Here is a 15,879-nt window from a genome sequence, read left to right on the forward strand (position 1 = left end):
AACAAAACGAAGCAAGATTAGTGACAAAATTCACCAGTGGCGGATTTTGTCACTTACTAGAGGGGAAATTAAATAACCTTAACAAGGCTAGAATGCATGATATTAGAGCGCATTTATTTTGAGGCTATGCTCCCATGAAGCCTGAGATAAGCCAATGATTTCAAGACGACTTTCCATGGACCAAGTACCCACATGGGTTTGCAATTGCCCGTCTGCACCATTAACAAATAAAGCCTCACCGGTTTGCAAACAAAATACACCTTTGAGTCGATAAACACCTTTTAGAGCCAAACTTTCAGTCAATAACTGAATGAGGAACGCTTGCTTAAAGCTCGTTTGTGCAGGCCACTGCCAGCCCATAACTGCCATGGTGTCTTGTTGTTTACGATAATGACGGACGCCATTATCTAATACAGCAGATTTAGTACCTTGCGTAGAATGATGTTCATGATGATGGTGATGGTGCTCACCATGATCATGATTGTGGTTACTATGGCTGCCGTGGTCGTGGCTGTTATGACTATCCATCACAGCTAAACCATTGGTGGGCGTGTCTTTTAGCCCTATATCTAACCACTGATGTGTCGGTAGCTGACGATCAATCCATTGGGTACTATTTTCTTCGTTCAACTCCCCTACTAACGCCTTAAGAGCTTGCTGATCAGCCGAACTATATGCCTCTTCGTGACTGGGAATAATGCCGTCGGCTATGGCGAGTTGATCACGGAATATTTCATGTTGAAGATAACGTGAGTCCGATAATTTGCGAGCATCCAATACACAGAAAACCCCCGTTACGGCAAGTACCTGTTGGTAATATTCTGAACGAAGTTTTGCTAATATTTGTTTAGGGTGCCCTAACCCAGAAGGCTCTATCAAAATTCTATCAGGGTTAACCTGACGGATTAACTGGTTCAAGCCTTGCTCAAATGCCGCAGAGGTGACACAGCAGACACACCCGCCCGCCACCTCTTTAATGGCGACGGCTGAATTTTCACCTAATGCAGAGCCGAGTAACGCGCTATCCAAGCCAATATCACCAAATTCATTCAATAATACCGCCCATTTTTCATAGGGCGGCGCTTGTGCAATTAATTGATGAATTAAGGTAGTTTTACCGGCTCCTAAGAAGCCTGTAATGATCGAAACTTTGATGCCTTGATAACGCATTATGACCTTCCAAAATTATGACAATGAACTCCATGTACCTCTAAAAGGAATAAGCCAGCGTAAGGCTAGTAACCGCGTCGGTTCTTTCAAAGCCTTCTTCTACCTCACTATTGTGGGTGATACTGTAAGCTGCTTTCATGGATAAATCGTCGCGTATATTAGCACTTAAAGCGGTTTCGGATTTAGATAATGTATTTTTATCTTTCTCTAATGCTGCGTCACTACTGATCACTTGCGTAAATTTCGCTCGACGACTGAGTCGGTATTCATATTTAGCCTCCATACGCACAATAGCAACACGATCTTTCTCGCCATCATCCGTTCTGTTAAAGGAAAAACCAGGGCCTACGCTGTAGTCTAGGAAAGATTTTTTATCGCCAAAAACCCGCCCAGAGTAACCCACAGAAACGGTACTTTGGTAATCGTACCCACTTAATCTATCGTCTGTGTAAGAGCCGTATACAAATAAGGAGGTGTGCTCTTCGCTGAGTTTGTAATCACTTTGTGCGGACACAAATAACTTCTTAGCGGTGTCTTCACTAACGCCATTGTATTCACTTTCGCGATAGAGAGTGTCTAGTAAATATTCATTCTTCCACTCTTCTAAGTCTTGCTTGATGGTGGCTTTGGCTTTTAACGCGGTGCTGTCCGTATTACCAGAGGTGGCGATCACCCCTAATTCTAATTCTGTGCTCATTGGATCGAGCTTTTTATGGGGTTTTGCAAACGCCGCAAGTGGAATGGCGGATATAAGGCTAACAAGGGTAATAGTCTTGAAAAGGTACATTGAAATACGTTCCATTTGTCCGATGTATTTTTAGCTGACAAAAGGAAGACCTTGTTAAAAATAAGGCGCCATAAGAATACGGCGTATGATTGATTGTCTCCCTAAGCTGTCACCAGGCTAAGAAGACATTTTCACATTGAATGCCGCCTATCACAGTCAGCATTCAGTTTATGAACTGCAAACATCGTGATAAAAACGCGCACTCTTTATCGCGGCTTAGGTACCTTGACGTTATTGTTACTATCTTTACTCTTTATAATCCATTCATCACCAGCTTGAGCACGGCTAGACTTTGCTAAACGGTCATAAAGCAATACATTGACGGATGCGGCGAGGTTCATACAACCGACCGTTGGCACAAAGACCACATGATCGGACTGATTAACGATTTGTTGAGAAATGGTGCCATCTTCGGGGCCGAAGATATAAAGCGCTTTGTCTGGGTGTTCAAAGGCCGGCAAAGGCGTCGCCCCTTGGATCAGGTCCACACAGACAATGGCAACATCCTCTGCTACAGCATCAATAAAGCTTTGCGCGTCCAGACTGTCGATATGCAACAAAGGGATATTGGTGTGAGCCTTTTTAGTGTCTGTGGCCATTTTCGTGGCGCGGTCATAACGAGTTCCTGAATACAGCACTTGATCTGCCTGATAGCAGCCAGCGGCTCGCATTACAGCTCCAACATTGGTGGTACTTTTAGGGTTGGTTAGGCCTATTATGACCTGCTCATTACCAGAGGTGTCACTCATTTACTTTTCCAGATTCTTGCCACGGCTCGGTCAGACCCTAACCAACCAACAATTTCACACACCAAACCTGTCACAAAAAAAACCGCAATAGGAATCAGTCCTCCAAGTTCACCTGTACTCAAGGTAAAGTGTGCTGAAATACTGGCAATTAAAATACATAGCAAACCTAACACGATGAGGATTTTGCGGTGGGATGGGCGATATACATAGTCCCCTTGACCCGATTCAAAAGGCTGTAAAATCGGCGCGCATAACTTTCTTAGTAAGGGCTTCATATATACCTGCATTGTTGCTCAAAAAGACCCTCATAATACGTTATTTCATGCCGCTAAAACAGCTCCCTTAGGCATCTAGCGGTAAGCTCAGTTTCACTAATAAACCTCCTAGCTCACTCGGGCTGGCGACTATGGTGCCATTGTGCTGGCGAATCGCATTTTCCGTAATAGCAAGACCTAAACCTGTGCCACCACTGTTGCGATCACGAGCGGTTGAAACTCGATAAAAGGGTCTAAAAATCGCTTCAAGCTCCGACTCAGGCACTCCTTCACCGTTGTCTTCTACGAGCACTTCTAGTTTGTTCGCGACTACCTGCATGGTGACTTTAATTTGGTCCTTACCATAATAAATAGCGTTACGAACTAAGTTGTCCAAAGCGCTCATCAACAGTTGCGGATGACAGGCAATGGTTCGATCTGGAATATCATTGTAGGTAAGACTTTTACCCATTTGCTCGGCCTCAAATTGTGAGTCTTCCAACAAAGACTCCCAAAGGCTACTTAGAGGCTGTATTTCATGATGAAGGTGACTGTCTACCTGCATTCGAGACAGTTCCAGAAGCTTGCCTATCATTTGTTCAAGGCGTTGTGCTTCTGTGTCGATGCGAATCAACTCCTGACTTTCACCTTGTTTTCTCGAGGCTAAAGACTGTGCCATTCTTAATCGAGTTAAGGGAGATCGGAGTTCATGGGAAATATCAGAGAGCAACCTTTGCTGGCGACCTATCATTTGATTCACTGCTTCAACCATCTGATTAAAGCTAGCTCCAGCTTGACGAAATTCCGATGAGCCTTTTTCTAACATGGGGTCCATTTTAAACTCCCCTCGAGACACCCGCTGGGCGGCCAGCTCTAGACGTCTCGCTGGCTGACTTAGCGCCCAAGCCAACCAAAGCAACAAGGGTGTACTAACCAACATCACCAGCAACAGCAGCTGGAAGGGTTTTTCAAACAGCTGAATCAAGAAATAAAAAGTGCCATGATGCTTGCGCCCTGCGTAAAACAGAAAATCTTGACCTGCCAAATGAATCGGTACTGGCCCCATTAGCATAAATTTGCCATACAATTTTTGCTGTGGGTGATCATGGCTTTCGATGGTGGTGGCAAAGTTGCGCATCGCCTTATAAGACTGATCTTTATATCTTGGGGCGCCTAAAATGTCTCCCTCAAAGTTTGTGATGAAAAAGCGGGGGCGTTCGTTGTCGTAATTACGTTTTTCCGAGCCGTTGCGTTTCGATGGTTTGTTAAACCAATCGTGAATAGAAGCTAGATTGTTTTCACCCTCGAAGCGGCGCTCAATCTGGCCGCGCATACCTTCCAGCTCATGAAGTTGACCCGGCGATATGTCCTTGGCTTTACGAGGGTCGATATGCGCCATAAGCATTACAGCCAATAGCACTAGAAAAATGGTAAACCAGAAGATAGCGAAAATTCGCCCATACAAACTGGTGATTTTTGGAAACCGCATTACTCACCCTCAACAAATAAATAACCACGACCCCGTAAGGTTTTGATACGTGGTTTGCCATCTGGCCATTCAGGTAGTTTTTTTCTTAAATTGGAAACATGCATATCGACCGCACGATCAAAGGCCGCCAAGCGTTTACCTAATACATCCAAACTCAGCACTTCTTTTGTGATCACTTGACCAACGTTTAATAAGAAATGATGCAACAAGGCGAATTCTGTACTGGTTAACTCTAATAAAGTGTCATTGCAGTAAGCTTCCAATTTACCGGGGTACAAACGTAGGTCTTGATACTTCAGGCAATCTCCCTTGTCTGCAGGCTTTTCTTTTAAGACTTCTTTTTGCAGCTGAGAGCGGCGCAGAATGGCTCGAATTCTGGCAATCAGTTCCCGATCACTAAAGGGTTTAGGCAAATAGTCATCCGCGCCAAGCTCTAAACCAATCACTCTGTCTATCTCTTCACCCTTGGCCGTTAGCATTAATACTGGTGACACCCAGGATTCACGAAGCTTCTTCAAGGTATCGAAACCATTAAGTTTAGGCATCATGACATCAAGTAAGACGAGATCAATCGCTTCATTCATCATGGCAAGGCCCATTTCGCCATCGCTTGCGGTAGAAATATCAAAGCCCTCGAAATCCAATACTTCCCTAAGCAAGTCGGTTAATTCTGTATCGTCATCAATAATTAAAATGTGGGACATTCGCTACCTCGCGAGCTAAAAACCATGGTTTAACGCTATCTTTAGAAACATTTTACTAAGAAAAACTGAAGGCTGTCATAGCTTTACGTTACTTTACTTTGCGCAGACATCATTTTACCAAGCAATCGCTATTCTACTCCCATACCAAGTAAGCACAGATGTTTACTTTCTATCAATGCAACACAAACTCAATAGGAATATCAGTATGAAGATTTCAAAGAAAATTTTACTTGCAGCAGTCGTTCTTCCTTTAACCTTTGGATCCATGAGTGTTTTGGCAGATGGTGGTAAAGGACACAAGGGTCGTGACAACGGTCCAAAAATTGGTCTTGATATGCAACTTATAAAAAAACTCGATTTGACAGAAGAACAAAAAATCGAGTTAAAAGAGCTTCGTAAAGCGTCAAAAGAAGAGCGTAAAGAGGCCCGTGATGCTCGCCCTAAAGGCCCTAGTGAAGCAATGAAACAGCAACATAAAGCGGTTACAGACTTGTTATTAGCCGATACCTTTGACCAATCGAAAGCAAATACTATCGCTCTAGAAATGGCAACGCATCAAGCCGAGCGCCAAGTTAAAATGTTAGAGAAACAGCACCAGATTCTTAGCATCTTGACCCCAGAACAAAAACAGAAATTGCTTGAACTACAACAAGAGCGTGCTGAAAAGCGCGCAGAAAGAATGCAAAAACACATGGAAGAATAAGCGTTTTAGCTTCCTTAATCCTTGTTATCTAGGCACTTCCTTTGGAAGTGCCTTTTTTATGCCAGTTTAAATTCAAGGAAAACTTTCGTTATGTTTTAAAAAGTCGTTACAATGCCTGAATTTAGTTTTATTAACTTAGTAAGGTGAACCCTGTGTCTTTTAAAGAAAAACTCCAAGCCGCTCACGCAGAGCTTGAAGAGCGTAAAGTCTGGCGCTCAAACTATTTACCCCCTATGTTCAGTTTATTGCGAGTCATTGGTATCAAGGTACCGCCACCATATTATTTAAACTTCCATCTCAATGTGCTGATCGCGTTTATCTACCTAACCAGCATCATGCTGATCGTGTTCAGTTTAGGGCAGGATGCCACGATTCAAGCAGCATTTGATAAATCTGTGGTATGGGGATTTGCTTACGGGGTGTTTATGGCGATTTTCTATAAAATTCGTAGCCGAAAACTACAGTTAACCCCTTGGTCATCCTTGTAATATTTCCAACAAAAAAAGCTACGCCTAGGCGTAGCTTTTTAATCTATCGAACGGACTAATCTAAGTCAGTTAGGCAATTTTTGTTAACCAATTGTGTTTATCTTCTGCTTTGCCCCATTGGATATCATTAAGTGCTTGACGCAACTTATCGGTAATCGGGCCAGGCTCACCACTGCCAACTTGATATTCTTTCCCTTCGTGGATGAAAGTCCCTACAGAAGTTAATACAGCAGCCGTACCAGAAAGGGCCGCTTCAACATTGGGTTTAGCCGCACGCTCAAGTAACTCTGTAACGGTAAGGTCACGCTCTGTTACTGTCATGCCTAGATCCGCCGCAAGGGTCAAAATAGACGAACGCGTCACACCGTGTAGGAAGCTAGTGTCTAAACCTTTAGTGATAATTTCGTTGCCGTCAATCAGCAAGAAGTTAGCCGCGCCAGTTTCTTGAACATCGCCATTAGGGCAGAACAAGATTTGGTCTGCTTGTACTTCTTCTTTCGCTTGAGTAATGGGGCCAAGAGCACTGGCATAGTTACCACCACTTTTGATCATCCCCATGTGCGGTGCACAGCGCATGCCTGTCTCATCCAATAGTATACGCAAAGCCTTTGCACCACCGGTGAAATAGTCGCCAACTGGTGACAACAAAACATACAACATAGAGCTAACAGAAGGCGTTGCGGCTTTACCAATAGCGGCTTCTGTACCAATGTGGGTAGGACGAATGTACATAGACCCAGGTGGCTCAGGCACATCACTGGCATATTCAGCAACGGCTTGCTTGATCATTTCCGCCACTTGCTCTGCATCAACGGTTGGCAGTGACAACAAACGGCTACTTTGTGCAAAACGTTTAATGTTCTGATCCATACGGAACACATGGACACTTCCATCTGCGTGGCGAAACGCTTTCAAACCTTCAAAACAAGTACTTGAGTAATGTAACACGTGAGCACCAGGGTGCATCTGAATACTATCAGCCGATACCAGCTCTGCTTTACTCCAAAGATTGTTTTCAAATGTTGCTAATGCCATCTTAGGCATAAACACGCTACCAAAAGCCGCCATTATTGTTCCCTTATCGTAAATTATTTTGAAATTAACCAGACCATTTAGCCCTGCAACGAACAGCGAGACTGTTCCGCACCAGACCATTATTCGACTTAAAAACGATCATTTGCTTGGACAAGCAAATTTGGAGAATTAGATCGAACACTGTCACCCAGATAAAAGGTGATTTAATAACAGATGATATTACCCGCTCCCTCTATTGTGCTCAATAACCTTGAGCTAAAAATCCCTAGAGGAAAACAAAACTACACTATCACCGCCGTTATTTTTCGCTAAATACATGGCTTGATCAGAATACTGCACTAAATCTAGCGGGTGATTCCCATGCTCAGGATAAGAGGCAACGCCAATACTGGCAAAAACCTGCAAACTTAGCCCGTCAATTTCGAAAGGCTTAGCAATGACTGCGCGTAGTTTTTCAGCTATGCTCTGCACATTTTTTGCGTTGTGGGTTTTGTTAAAGACCAGCAAAAATTCATCCCCACCTAAGCGCCCTACCGTGTCGGACTTGCGAACACTCTTCTTCAGGCGTTTGGCGATGCCTTGCAATAATTTATCGCCAATACCATGACCCTGTTGGTCATTGATTTCTTTGAAGCCATCGATATCTATGAACATCACTGCAAGGGAAGATTGCTCCCGCTCAGCAAGACTTAAAGCAGACTGCAATCTATCTAGAATAAGGGTTCGATTAGGAAGATCCGTGAGGGCGTCATGGCCAGCTGCATAAAGGAGTTTTTTCTCCATTTGCTTACGCTCAGTTATATCATGAGCCACCGCAATGCGTACTTGATGTTTCTCTGACCAACGGGCTGACCACAACACATCCACCACCTGTCCATCTTTACGCACCCAGCGATTTTCAAAGCGCGGCATTGTCTCCCCATCAATAATGCTGCTTACCTTATTGAGGGTCTTATCCACGTCTTTTGGATAAACCAGATTTACCATAGGTTTGCCGATAATTTCGTCTGGGCGATAGCCAAACATTTTCTCAAAGGCAGCACTAACAAATACAAAGCGTCCTTGTCGATCAACGACACAAACCGCATCGAGCATGAGTTCTAACACATCAGCTAAATCAATGGTTACTTGTTTATTATCCATAACGTCCCCTAGCTGCGTTGCTAATCAGCAACGGAAGATACTTGCGGGTGTCTTATTGTGAAGGCTCGATGGTCAGTCAAAACACGGTTCTCAAAAGATAAATACCACTGGCACTGAGCAGAAGGTTGATGAAGATCATTAGATAATGCAGTCTACGAAAGCGCTTTTTACTGACCTTATGACGAAACAACTTCTGGGAAAGCATAGCCCCCGGCCATCCGCCAAGTAAAGATAAAAGATGCAATTTGAATTCTGAAACCCGCCAATGACCACGCTTTGCGGCCATTTTATTTAGGGAAGGTGCGATTAAGTCTTCTGAACTTCAGTCTTATCAGAGAAACGGTCTATCAAGGCAAGAGTGAGCAGGAATGTTAATACCTTTCAATCACTCTTAACACAGAGAGGCCGCTTCTCTGAAAGACCCGAAGGGCGTGGGCTAAACACTTTTTATTCTTTGTTAATCTTCTTGCCAATATGTTCATATTGGACTTCAAAGCTTGCCTCGAATAATAAAGGTTTGTCCACACGCTGAAGCCAGTGGACTTGCTCGTACCTTCCCTAGTCCATAGCACACTAGGGTATAGCTATTTAGCACGATCAGGTAAGTGTAAAAATACACCATAAGATGTCGCCCAAAATTGTGGTGACAAGCCAATAGTTGACTTCATTACAATAAAAAAAGGGTGTGGTAACTCACCAACACCCTCATTAAATCAGAGACTTAGCGGAATTTACTCGCCGATGTGCCAGCCATTAGTAATGGGGTAACGGCGGTCACGGCCAAAGCCACGAGCGCTAATACGGACACCTGTGGGGGCTTGACGACGTTTATATTCGTTCACATCCACAAGGCGTAATACACGATAGACGGTATCACGATCGAATTTTTTACTCGCCAAAATTGCTTCCGCACTCATATCTTGCTCAATATACATATGTAATATTTCATCTAGGATATCGTAGCTAGGCAAAGAGTCTTCGTCTTTTTGGTCTGGGGCGAGCTCCGCTGAAGGTGGTCTAACTATTACGCGCTCAGGAATCACATAACCTAAACTGTTGCGGTAACGGCACAATTTGAAAACCAATGTTTTAAAGACATCTTTTAGTACGGAATAGCCGCCAACCATGTCACCGTACAAGGTGGCATAACCCACTGCCATTTCGCTTTTATTGCCTGTGGTCAATACCATGTAGCCCTTTTTATTAGAAATGGCCATTAAGGTAACGCCTCGTGTACGGGCTTGTAAGTTTTCTTCCGTCGTGTCTTTAGCAAACCCTTCAAACTCTGGCGCTAACACATCACTAAACGCAGTCACCATGGATTCAATAGGCAACACACTGTATTTCACCCCTAGTAAATTGGCTTCTTCTTCCGCATCTTCCAAGCTCATAGAAGAGGTATAAGTGTAAGGCATCATGATCGCTTGCACGCGATCCGCACCGATAGCATCAACCGCTACCGCTAACGATAAGGCGGAATCAATACCACCACTTAGCCCCAAAACTATGCCTTTGAAACGGTTTTTCTCGATGTAGTCACGAAGCCCCAAGACCATTGCTTGATAGACGCTTGCTTCCACATTAAGGGAAGGTGCAATTTCACCCGCAACGGGCTCTACCTTATTGTTTTGTTCTTCGCTGACTATCATGTCCACGCAATACAAACCGGCTTTAAACCAAGGAGCTTGACGTACTTTATGGCCTTTCGCGTTCACCACAAAGGAGCCGCCTTCATAGACCAGTTCATCCTGCGCGCCCATGTAGTTAACATAGACAATGGGCAAATTGATCTCTGTGGCTCTTTTATGCAACAAGGCTTCACGCTCGCCCATTTTTTCCACATGGAAAGGCGAAGCATTGAGATTAAGAATAAGCTCCGCCCCTGCTTGCTTGGCTTGAGCAGAAGGCTCTGGGTGCCAAATATCTTCACAGATACTCAAACCCACTTTGACCCCTTTTACCTCCACAATACAGGCTTGGTTACCCTCGCTGAAATAACGTTTATCATCAAATACGAGGAAATTAGGCAACTTCTGCTTGGCATATTCTCCAAGCATCTTACCTTGATGGATAACGCAGGCGCAGTTGAATAGCTCACCATCAATACGACGAGGGTAGCCCACCACAAGATAGATGTTTTTTACTTCTTCCAGCAAACGCTGTAACGCCGATTCAATTCGCGTGTCCAAACTTGGGCGCAGAAGTAAGTCTTCAGGTGGATAGCCGGTCAGGGTCAGCTCAGGGAAAACAATCACATCCGCGTGTTGCTCATCACGGGCTTTGATGGCCTCATCAATCACCGCTTGTGTGTTTTTGGTAATATCGCCAACTAGCATATCCAGTTGCGCCATAGCTATTCTTAATGTCATACGTTTGCTATCTCATAAACTCTGTTAGAATATGCCTTTATTGTCGTGGAATTACCCAACCAAGGTAAAGTGTATGATCGTACGTTTAATCGTTTTTATTGCTATTTTCTTCATTGGCTGGTGGTTATACCGCCAATTTGTCAACGCAAAGACCAATAACGCACCCTCTACACAGAAAAAATCGTCTGCGAAGGCTAAAAAAGACGAGCAAGAAAACATGGTGCGCTGCACTCAATGCCAAGCGTTCACCCCCACCTCCCATGCTGTCCATGACCAAGACGCCAAGCCTTTTTGTTGTGCTGAGCACTTAAAGGATTACCATAAGCAATAAGTTACTCTTGCTGAGCGACCCAACCATGACTCAGCAACACCTGCTCTCGCCACCACCAGCAATGAAAGATATGTTGGTTTAGGCTGGCACACAAACGATGAAACTGCCCTCCTTGGGCATTTTGCCACTGGGACCATTGGTACCAGACTTGAAAGTTGTTGTTAGCCCAGCGCCTCAGATTCCCACTGTTTTCTTCAGTCAGTTCACAAAAGCCAACACAAAGACTCGACTGAGCGAGACTAAAATTCGGCTGTTGCACATATTGCGCTTTAAAGGCCTTGGGGATGTGGGATGAAGCTTGGGCTTGCTGTAAGGTTTGGCGCCATTTCCAATCGGCCAATAAACTTTTCTGAAAATATACCGAGAAACTTCCTGCCGCCAATAGCAGGATTAAAATGGGCAACGAAATCCAACCCTGTTGTGCGTTATTTATGTGCCGCTGCATTGTCACCCTCCTTGAATAGGAATGATACGCTTACCGACATTCGTACAAGGGGGTTGATAAGACCATATTTCCCCCCGCATGGTTTGATAAGTGGTTTCCAGTAGTAAATCACTCACACAGTTTGGCAGCCGATACATAAATTCCACCCAAATAGCCTTTACTTGATTAAGGGCATACTCGCCACGGCGAGTGTCTATGCTATCCACCAAACCATCCTGGTTGGTGTCTAACAGGGGGTAAATGGCCATTCGTTCTAGACCTGCCCACAATTCCAGTGAACGTCCACTGATACTCGGAGTTCGCCACAAAGCCAACGCGCCATTTTTGCCATCAGCCACATACCAATAAAAAGCTTGCTCACTTTCTAGAATACCACTTTGCCCAATGCCATCTTGGCTGGCTAAACTCACCACCATGCCTTGAGAATTAACACTGGTAATGCTGGCGGAATAACGCCCTTCACAGCTGGTGAAGGTCACTGAGTCACCCAACTTCCAATCACAGGCATCAACAAGATGTGTTTGCTGACTGCGGGCAGTCATGGTGAAGCGACAAAGCCCATAATCTATCCCCCCAAGCCAATCGGATGCTTTATCAAGAGCGCGCCGTTTGAGTTTTAGAGGGATAACCTCGCTGGATTGAATGGTTAGGGTTTGCGAAGGAGGCAAGCAGCCCACAGGCACTAACCTAGACCACTGGGCTTTAAGGTGGTCGATCAGAGCATTTTCCACCTTCTGTGCTAACAAATATTGACTGGTGCGCAGCTGCTGTTCATTTAATCGTGACACCGCGCTGATCAAAAAAGGCATCACGAGACTGACCACGAAGCAGGCAACCAATAGCTCCATCAAGATACTACCTTTCGACGATAGCCGCTTTTGTATCATGGCGTGCTCTCCATTCCTGCGCCAACGCTTGTCGATTGCTGTGCCACGACAAACCAACGCTGAAAATCTGCGCCACTACAAAGACCACAATCTGGATACGAGGAGGTATCACGACTAGCAAGTTGATCAACATGAGACAGCCAGCTAGGTGACCCCATCAAGGAATTTATAAGCTCTATTTGCTCTTGCGTTTGTTCTTGCCAATCATTTGCTTGCAGTTGTGCCAAGCTTTGCCATTGCATCTGTTGCTGCTTTTGCAACATTACTAACACAATAGATAGCAAAGCCAAACAAAGCATGACTTCTAACAACATCCAGCCTTGTTGATTGCGCTTGCCCCTTTGAAATCTTGTCATCACACCGCTCCTGCCTTTTAGGAACAAGCCGTCACAGGCAAGGTTTCATCGAGATAAAAGCGACCACTTTGATTGACAATAATACGAGCCTGCCACTGCCCGATACAAAGTACAAAACTGCCGTTCTGATATGCAGACAAGCCATTGGCTTTAAACTCTATAAAGCTTTTTTGCGCAGGAAAGCCCTGCCAACGAACCAAGAGATTATCTGGGAACCTGCCCTGCTGGACGGGTGAAGAAGATAGTTGTGTTTCAAAGATTTGATAACCATAAGACCAATCACCTGAGCAATCTATCCCGCCACAAAGGAAGCTATTTTGCCCATTGACTATGGCCAACTGACGGGCTTGTACTAGCCCTGCAGAAAGGTTTTTTAAGCAGGCTTGCAAAGCACGTTTGTCAGCCAGACTGGCACTGAAGTCACGCACATGGGCAGAACCGATATAGGCCAGCAAGCTCAATATGGAGAGAACCACCATCACTTCAAAAAACGTAAAGCCTCGTTGATGCCCCATAAAACCTCCTTGTTTTATTTTGGCTTACTCTAGTTTTCTTGTGCTAGAGAATGCAGGTAGCGAAAAGCTCCCTTCAACGATAGAAGATCATTTTGCAGAAAACCAATTATTAATATGCTTTGCGATTTGACGTGGTTTTTGAAAAGGCAATGAATGGTCACAGGCGCTCATGACCACATGCTGCCAGCCCTCCATGGTTTCACTCAATCGGTCATAATGTTGCTGCAAATCCTGATGGCTTAGCTGGCCAGAAAACAGCAATACTTGCTCTGCACAGGCTAGCATGTCCGCTCTTAAGGTCGGTTTTTCCTGCATTTTTTCAACATAGTTAGTCACTGCATCCAAAGCATAAGCAAAACCAAAAGCGCGATGAGCCAGTCGAGATTGTGTCGTCGCTTCAGCAACTGGGTGCTTGCGTCGGTTAGGTGATACGCCATCCATGAATTGAGCAACGCCCAATTCCACATCCCCGGTTTCTCGTATTAACTTTGAGGCTTCACGGTATTTTAATCTCACCGTCATCAGGGTCGATAAATCTTCTCGGTCTAACGAGGCGGGTTCCAACAACGCCATTTTTCGAGGAGACTTACCTTGCAAAGTGAGGGTTTGATTCAAATGTAGGCCCACTAATCCCCCAAGGGAATAGCCAACCATATCAAACTCTTGCCAATTCAAATGCTCTAACAACGCCTTCACTTCGGCACTAAGTTGTTCAATCTGCACGGGCGCTTCTTCGCCATGCTCATGAAAACTCTCCCCCATTCCTTTCAAGTCAGGCACTAGCATCCAACGCCAAGGTGTCAAATACGGCACCATATCGCCATAGGTGATTTCACCCGCGACGCCTGCCCCATGCAGCAGTAAGCAACAGCTTTCGCTGGTGGCATTTGGGTTTTCATAAAGACGGTAAGCGAGACGAGCGTTCGGTAGAGAAAGAAAAAATACATCAGACACTTGTAATTATCCTGTGACAATCCCAATTAAGAGAATACAATCAATGGTTTTATATCGTCCGTAATGTTACTAGGTATTCATTCACAATGTCAGAAATTACCCTGATAAATTTCCCTTATCAGCCTTCACTGTTAAATTTTTTCTCCGCGTTACGGGATTTGCCCTACCCGGCATTACTCGACAGTAATCATCAAGATTTTTCTGATACCCGCTTTGATATCCTTGTCGCAGACCCTATAGCTCGCATTCATCCAGAGGTGTCTGCCAGCGCCATTACTTGGCATAAAGAACCGGTATTTTCGTTAGCATCTACAACTAACCCCATGGAGCTGTTGGATGAATTAATGAATGAGCTTTGCCAGCAGCATTGGGCGTTATCCGCCCCAAAAGAGCTGCCTTTCTGTGGTGGTTTATTGGGCTACTATGGTTACGAAAGCGGCCATTATGTTGAGCAATTACCCGATACTGTCATTCATGACATTAGCTTGGACACTCTTAGCATTGGCTTATATGGCTGGGCGGTGATTACCGACCATAAGAGTAAAACAACCCAATTAGTTGTCAGCCCACTGAGTGAAGAAGAAAATATTGCTAAGGTGAAACAGCGCCTTGCGCAAGCCGACAACTACAGTAAGCCAAGCCAAGAATTTCGCTTAACCGCGCCTTTTCAGTCCAATATGACCGAAGAGGACTATGCGAAGAAATTCAATCAAGTACAGGACTACATACATGCGGGTGACTGTTATCAGGTCAATTTAGCCCAGCGCTTTAGTAGCCAGTATCACGGAGACACCTTTAGTGCTTATCAGGCCCTACGCAAGGTTTGCCCAACACCTTTCTCGGCCTATTTAGAACTCGATACCGGGCAAAGCATTCTTAGCCATTCCCCTGAGCGCTTTTTATTATGTGACAGTGGCCGTATTGAATCCAAACCGATTAAGGGCACCATTGGCCGAGGCAAAACCCTAGAAGAAGACCAACATAACGCCCAAAGCCTAATGAACTCAGCCAAAGATCGTGCTGAAAACCTAATGATAGTGGATCTTTTGCGCAATGATTTAGGGCGCACATGTGAAACGGGCAGCATTAAAGTCCCGGCCTTGTTTGCCTTAGAAAGTTACGCCAATGTTCACCACTTGGTTTCCACCGTGGAAGGCCGCATAGACACTCCTGAAAAAGCCTTACAGACTTTCCAACAAAGCTTCCCTGGTGGCTCTATTACTGGGGCGCCTAAGATTCGCTCCATGCAGATCATTGATGAGTTAGAACCTCATCAGCGTTCTGTTTATTGTGGTTCCGTTGTTTACTTTAGTGCCAATGGTCAGATGGACTCTAGCATCACCATTCGAACTCTGGTGGCCGATCGCGGCAACCTACATTGTTGGGCAGGAGGTGGTCTGGTTGCAGACTCGACTTGTGAAAATGAATACCAAGAAACCTTTACCAAAGTGGGTAAATTAACACATACTCTAGAACAGGAATTTTTGAAGTAGGCTTTTT

Annotated in this window: 19 protein-coding genes; 4 read left to right on the plus strand and 15 right to left on the minus strand. The window is 44.8% G+C overall.

All coding sequences use genetic code 11. From position 1 onward, the window contains the following. Positions 1–102: 102 nt before the first annotated feature. The 6 genes from ABJF92_RS10385 to ABJF92_RS10410 all read right to left on the minus strand — a co-directional run bounded on the left by ABJF92_RS10385 (position 103) and on the right by ABJF92_RS10410 (position 5,153). Positions 103–1,170: a CobW family GTP-binding protein gene (locus tag ABJF92_RS10385; protein ID WP_446815727.1), complete on the minus strand. Its 1,068-nt coding sequence runs from the start codon at positions 1,168–1,170 to the stop codon at positions 103–105. Between the two features lie 40 nt (positions 1,171–1,210). Continuing rightward, positions 1,211–1,957 carry a DUF481 domain-containing protein gene (locus tag ABJF92_RS10390; RefSeq protein ID WP_446815728.1) on the minus strand — a complete coding sequence of 249 codons (747 nt, stop codon included), beginning with the start codon at positions 1,955–1,957 and terminating at the stop codon, positions 1,211–1,213. 206 nt (positions 1,958–2,163) lie between these two features. Next, the gene (locus ABJF92_RS10395; protein ID WP_446815729.1) at positions 2,164–2,706 is read right to left on the minus strand and encodes an RNA methyltransferase; all 543 of its coding nucleotides are present in this window, start codon (positions 2,704–2,706) and stop codon (positions 2,164–2,166) included. Continuing rightward, on the minus strand, positions 2,703–2,993 hold the full coding sequence (locus ABJF92_RS10400; protein ID WP_446815730.1) for a hypothetical protein: 291 nt from the start codon (positions 2,991–2,993) through the stop codon (positions 2,703–2,705). Before ABJF92_RS10400 ends, ABJF92_RS10395 begins: the two co-directional genes overlap by 4 nt. Before the next feature lie 55 nt (positions 2,994–3,048). Further along, complete coding sequence (gene cpxA, locus ABJF92_RS10405; RefSeq protein WP_446815731.1) at positions 3,049–4,449, minus strand: envelope stress sensor histidine kinase CpxA; 1,401 nt, start codon at positions 4,447–4,449, stop codon at positions 3,049–3,051. Continuing rightward, on the minus strand, positions 4,449–5,153 hold the full coding sequence (locus tag ABJF92_RS10410) for a response regulator (RefSeq protein WP_446815732.1): 705 nt from the start codon (positions 5,151–5,153) through the stop codon (positions 4,449–4,451). The genes cpxA and ABJF92_RS10410 overlap by 1 nt, the downstream gene beginning before the upstream one ends. 205 nt (positions 5,154–5,358) lie before the next feature. Between ABJF92_RS10410 and ABJF92_RS10415 the strand changes: the two genes are divergently transcribed. Next, complete coding sequence (locus ABJF92_RS10415) at positions 5,359–5,856, plus strand: CpxP family protein (protein ID WP_446815733.1); 498 nt, start codon at positions 5,359–5,361, stop codon at positions 5,854–5,856. 152 nt (positions 5,857–6,008) lie between these two features. Continuing rightward, positions 6,009–6,344 carry a DUF6404 family protein gene (locus tag ABJF92_RS10420; RefSeq protein WP_445974933.1) on the plus strand — a complete coding sequence of 112 codons (336 nt, stop codon included), beginning with the start codon at positions 6,009–6,011 and terminating at the stop codon, positions 6,342–6,344. A 69-nt stretch (positions 6,345–6,413) separates the two neighbouring features. On the opposite strand, the gene ABJF92_RS10425 is transcribed toward ABJF92_RS10420, so the two are convergent. The 4 genes from ABJF92_RS10425 to ABJF92_RS10440 form a co-directional block, all read right to left on the minus strand. After that, positions 6,414–7,412: a branched-chain amino acid aminotransferase gene (locus ABJF92_RS10425; RefSeq protein WP_446815734.1), complete on the minus strand. Its 999-nt coding sequence runs from the start codon at positions 7,410–7,412 to the stop codon at positions 6,414–6,416. Positions 7,413–7,634: 222 nt separating this feature from the next. Continuing rightward, the gene (locus ABJF92_RS10430; protein WP_446815735.1) at positions 7,635–8,522 is read right to left on the minus strand and encodes a diguanylate cyclase domain-containing protein; all 888 of its coding nucleotides are present in this window, start codon (positions 8,520–8,522) and stop codon (positions 7,635–7,637) included. Between the two features lie 76 nt (positions 8,523–8,598). Beyond that, complete coding sequence (locus tag ABJF92_RS10435; RefSeq protein ID WP_446815736.1) at positions 8,599–8,808, minus strand: DUF1294 domain-containing protein; 210 nt, start codon at positions 8,806–8,808, stop codon at positions 8,599–8,601. 445 nt (positions 8,809–9,253) lie between these two features. Then, complete coding sequence (locus ABJF92_RS10440; protein WP_446815737.1) at positions 9,254–10,891, minus strand: NAD+ synthase; 1,638 nt, start codon at positions 10,889–10,891, stop codon at positions 9,254–9,256. Between the two features lie 73 nt (positions 10,892–10,964). Between ABJF92_RS10440 and ABJF92_RS10445 the strand changes: the two genes are divergently transcribed. Then, positions 10,965–11,222 (plus strand): PP0621 family protein, encoded by a 258-nt coding sequence (locus ABJF92_RS10445; RefSeq protein WP_446815738.1) that lies wholly within the window; start codon positions 10,965–10,967, stop codon positions 11,220–11,222. Position 11,223: 1 nt separating this feature from the next. On the opposite strand, the gene ABJF92_RS10450 is transcribed toward ABJF92_RS10445, so the two are convergent. The 5 genes from ABJF92_RS10450 to ABJF92_RS10470 form a co-directional block, all read right to left on the minus strand. Continuing rightward, positions 11,224–11,667, minus strand: coding sequence for a hypothetical protein (locus ABJF92_RS10450; protein ID WP_446815739.1), 444 nt, complete (start codon positions 11,665–11,667; stop codon positions 11,224–11,226). Between the two features lie 2 nt (positions 11,668–11,669). Beyond that, positions 11,670–12,554 (minus strand): hypothetical protein, encoded by an 885-nt coding sequence (locus ABJF92_RS10455; protein WP_446815740.1) that lies wholly within the window; start codon positions 12,552–12,554, stop codon positions 11,670–11,672. Further along, positions 12,551–12,910 (minus strand): prepilin-type N-terminal cleavage/methylation domain-containing protein, encoded by a 360-nt coding sequence (locus ABJF92_RS10460; RefSeq protein ID WP_446815741.1) that lies wholly within the window; start codon positions 12,908–12,910, stop codon positions 12,551–12,553. The genes ABJF92_RS10455 and ABJF92_RS10460 overlap by 4 nt, the downstream gene beginning before the upstream one ends. 17 nt (positions 12,911–12,927) lie before the next feature. Beyond that, positions 12,928–13,425 carry a GspH/FimT family pseudopilin gene (locus ABJF92_RS10465; protein WP_446815742.1) on the minus strand — a complete coding sequence of 166 codons (498 nt, stop codon included), beginning with the start codon at positions 13,423–13,425 and terminating at the stop codon, positions 12,928–12,930. Positions 13,426–13,512: 87 nt separating this feature from the next. Then, complete coding sequence (locus tag ABJF92_RS10470; protein ID WP_446815743.1) at positions 13,513–14,379, minus strand: alpha/beta fold hydrolase; 867 nt, start codon at positions 14,377–14,379, stop codon at positions 13,513–13,515. An 86-nt stretch (positions 14,380–14,465) separates the two neighbouring features. Between ABJF92_RS10470 and pabB the strand changes: the two genes are divergently transcribed. Next, positions 14,466–15,872 carry an aminodeoxychorismate synthase component I gene (pabB, locus tag ABJF92_RS10475; RefSeq protein WP_446815744.1) on the plus strand — a complete coding sequence of 469 codons (1,407 nt, stop codon included), beginning with the start codon at positions 14,466–14,468 and terminating at the stop codon, positions 15,870–15,872. Positions 15,873–15,879: the final 7 nt, after the last annotated feature.

Origin of the sequence: Marinomonas sp. (assembly GCF_039940335.1) — a bacterium.
Lineage (GTDB): Bacteria > Pseudomonadota > Gammaproteobacteria > Pseudomonadales > Marinomonadaceae > Marinomonas.

Bases quoted from the DNA above. Each gene is read 5' to 3' on its own strand.
- cpxA (WP_446815731.1), bottom strand. From the start codon at position 4,449: ATGCGGTTTCCAAAAATCACCAGTTTGTATGGGCGAATTTTCGCTATC.
- ABJF92_RS10465 (WP_446815742.1), bottom strand. From the start codon at position 13,425: ATGGGGCATCAACGAGGCTTTACGTTTTTTGAAGTGATGGTGGTTCTC.
- ABJF92_RS10455 (WP_446815740.1), bottom strand. From the start codon at position 12,554: ATGATACAAAAGCGGCTATCGTCGAAAGGTAGTATCTTGATGGAGCTA.
- ABJF92_RS10445 (WP_446815738.1), top strand. From the start codon at position 10,965: ATGATCGTACGTTTAATCGTTTTTATTGCTATTTTCTTCATTGGCTGG.
- ABJF92_RS10385 (WP_446815727.1), bottom strand. From the start codon at position 1,170: ATGCGTTATCAAGGCATCAAAGTTTCGATCATTACAGGCTTCTTAGGA.
- ABJF92_RS10440 (WP_446815737.1), bottom strand. From the start codon at position 10,891: ATGACATTAAGAATAGCTATGGCGCAACTGGATATGCTAGTTGGCGAT.
- ABJF92_RS10395 (WP_446815729.1), bottom strand. From the start codon at position 2,706: ATGAGTGACACCTCTGGTAATGAGCAGGTCATAATAGGCCTAACCAAC.
- ABJF92_RS10415 (WP_446815733.1), top strand. From the start codon at position 5,359: ATGAAGATTTCAAAGAAAATTTTACTTGCAGCAGTCGTTCTTCCTTTA.
- ABJF92_RS10435 (WP_446815736.1), bottom strand. From the start codon at position 8,808: ATGGCCGCAAAGCGTGGTCATTGGCGGGTTTCAGAATTCAAATTGCAT.
- ABJF92_RS10425 (WP_446815734.1), bottom strand. From the start codon at position 7,412: ATGGCGGCTTTTGGTAGCGTGTTTATGCCTAAGATGGCATTAGCAACA.
- ABJF92_RS10430 (WP_446815735.1), bottom strand. From the start codon at position 8,522: ATGGATAATAAACAAGTAACCATTGATTTAGCTGATGTGTTAGAACTC.
- ABJF92_RS10390 (WP_446815728.1), bottom strand. From the start codon at position 1,957: ATGTACCTTTTCAAGACTATTACCCTTGTTAGCCTTATATCCGCCATT.
- ABJF92_RS10460 (WP_446815741.1), bottom strand. From the start codon at position 12,910: ATGACAAGATTTCAAAGGGGCAAGCGCAATCAACAAGGCTGGATGTTG.
- pabB (WP_446815744.1), top strand. From the start codon at position 14,466: ATGTCAGAAATTACCCTGATAAATTTCCCTTATCAGCCTTCACTGTTA.
- ABJF92_RS10410 (WP_446815732.1), bottom strand. From the start codon at position 5,153: ATGTCCCACATTTTAATTATTGATGACGATACAGAATTAACCGACTTG.
- ABJF92_RS10450 (WP_446815739.1), bottom strand. From the start codon at position 11,667: ATGCAGCGGCACATAAATAACGCACAACAGGGTTGGATTTCGTTGCCC.
- ABJF92_RS10400 (WP_446815730.1), bottom strand. From the start codon at position 2,993: ATGCAGGTATATATGAAGCCCTTACTAAGAAAGTTATGCGCGCCGATT.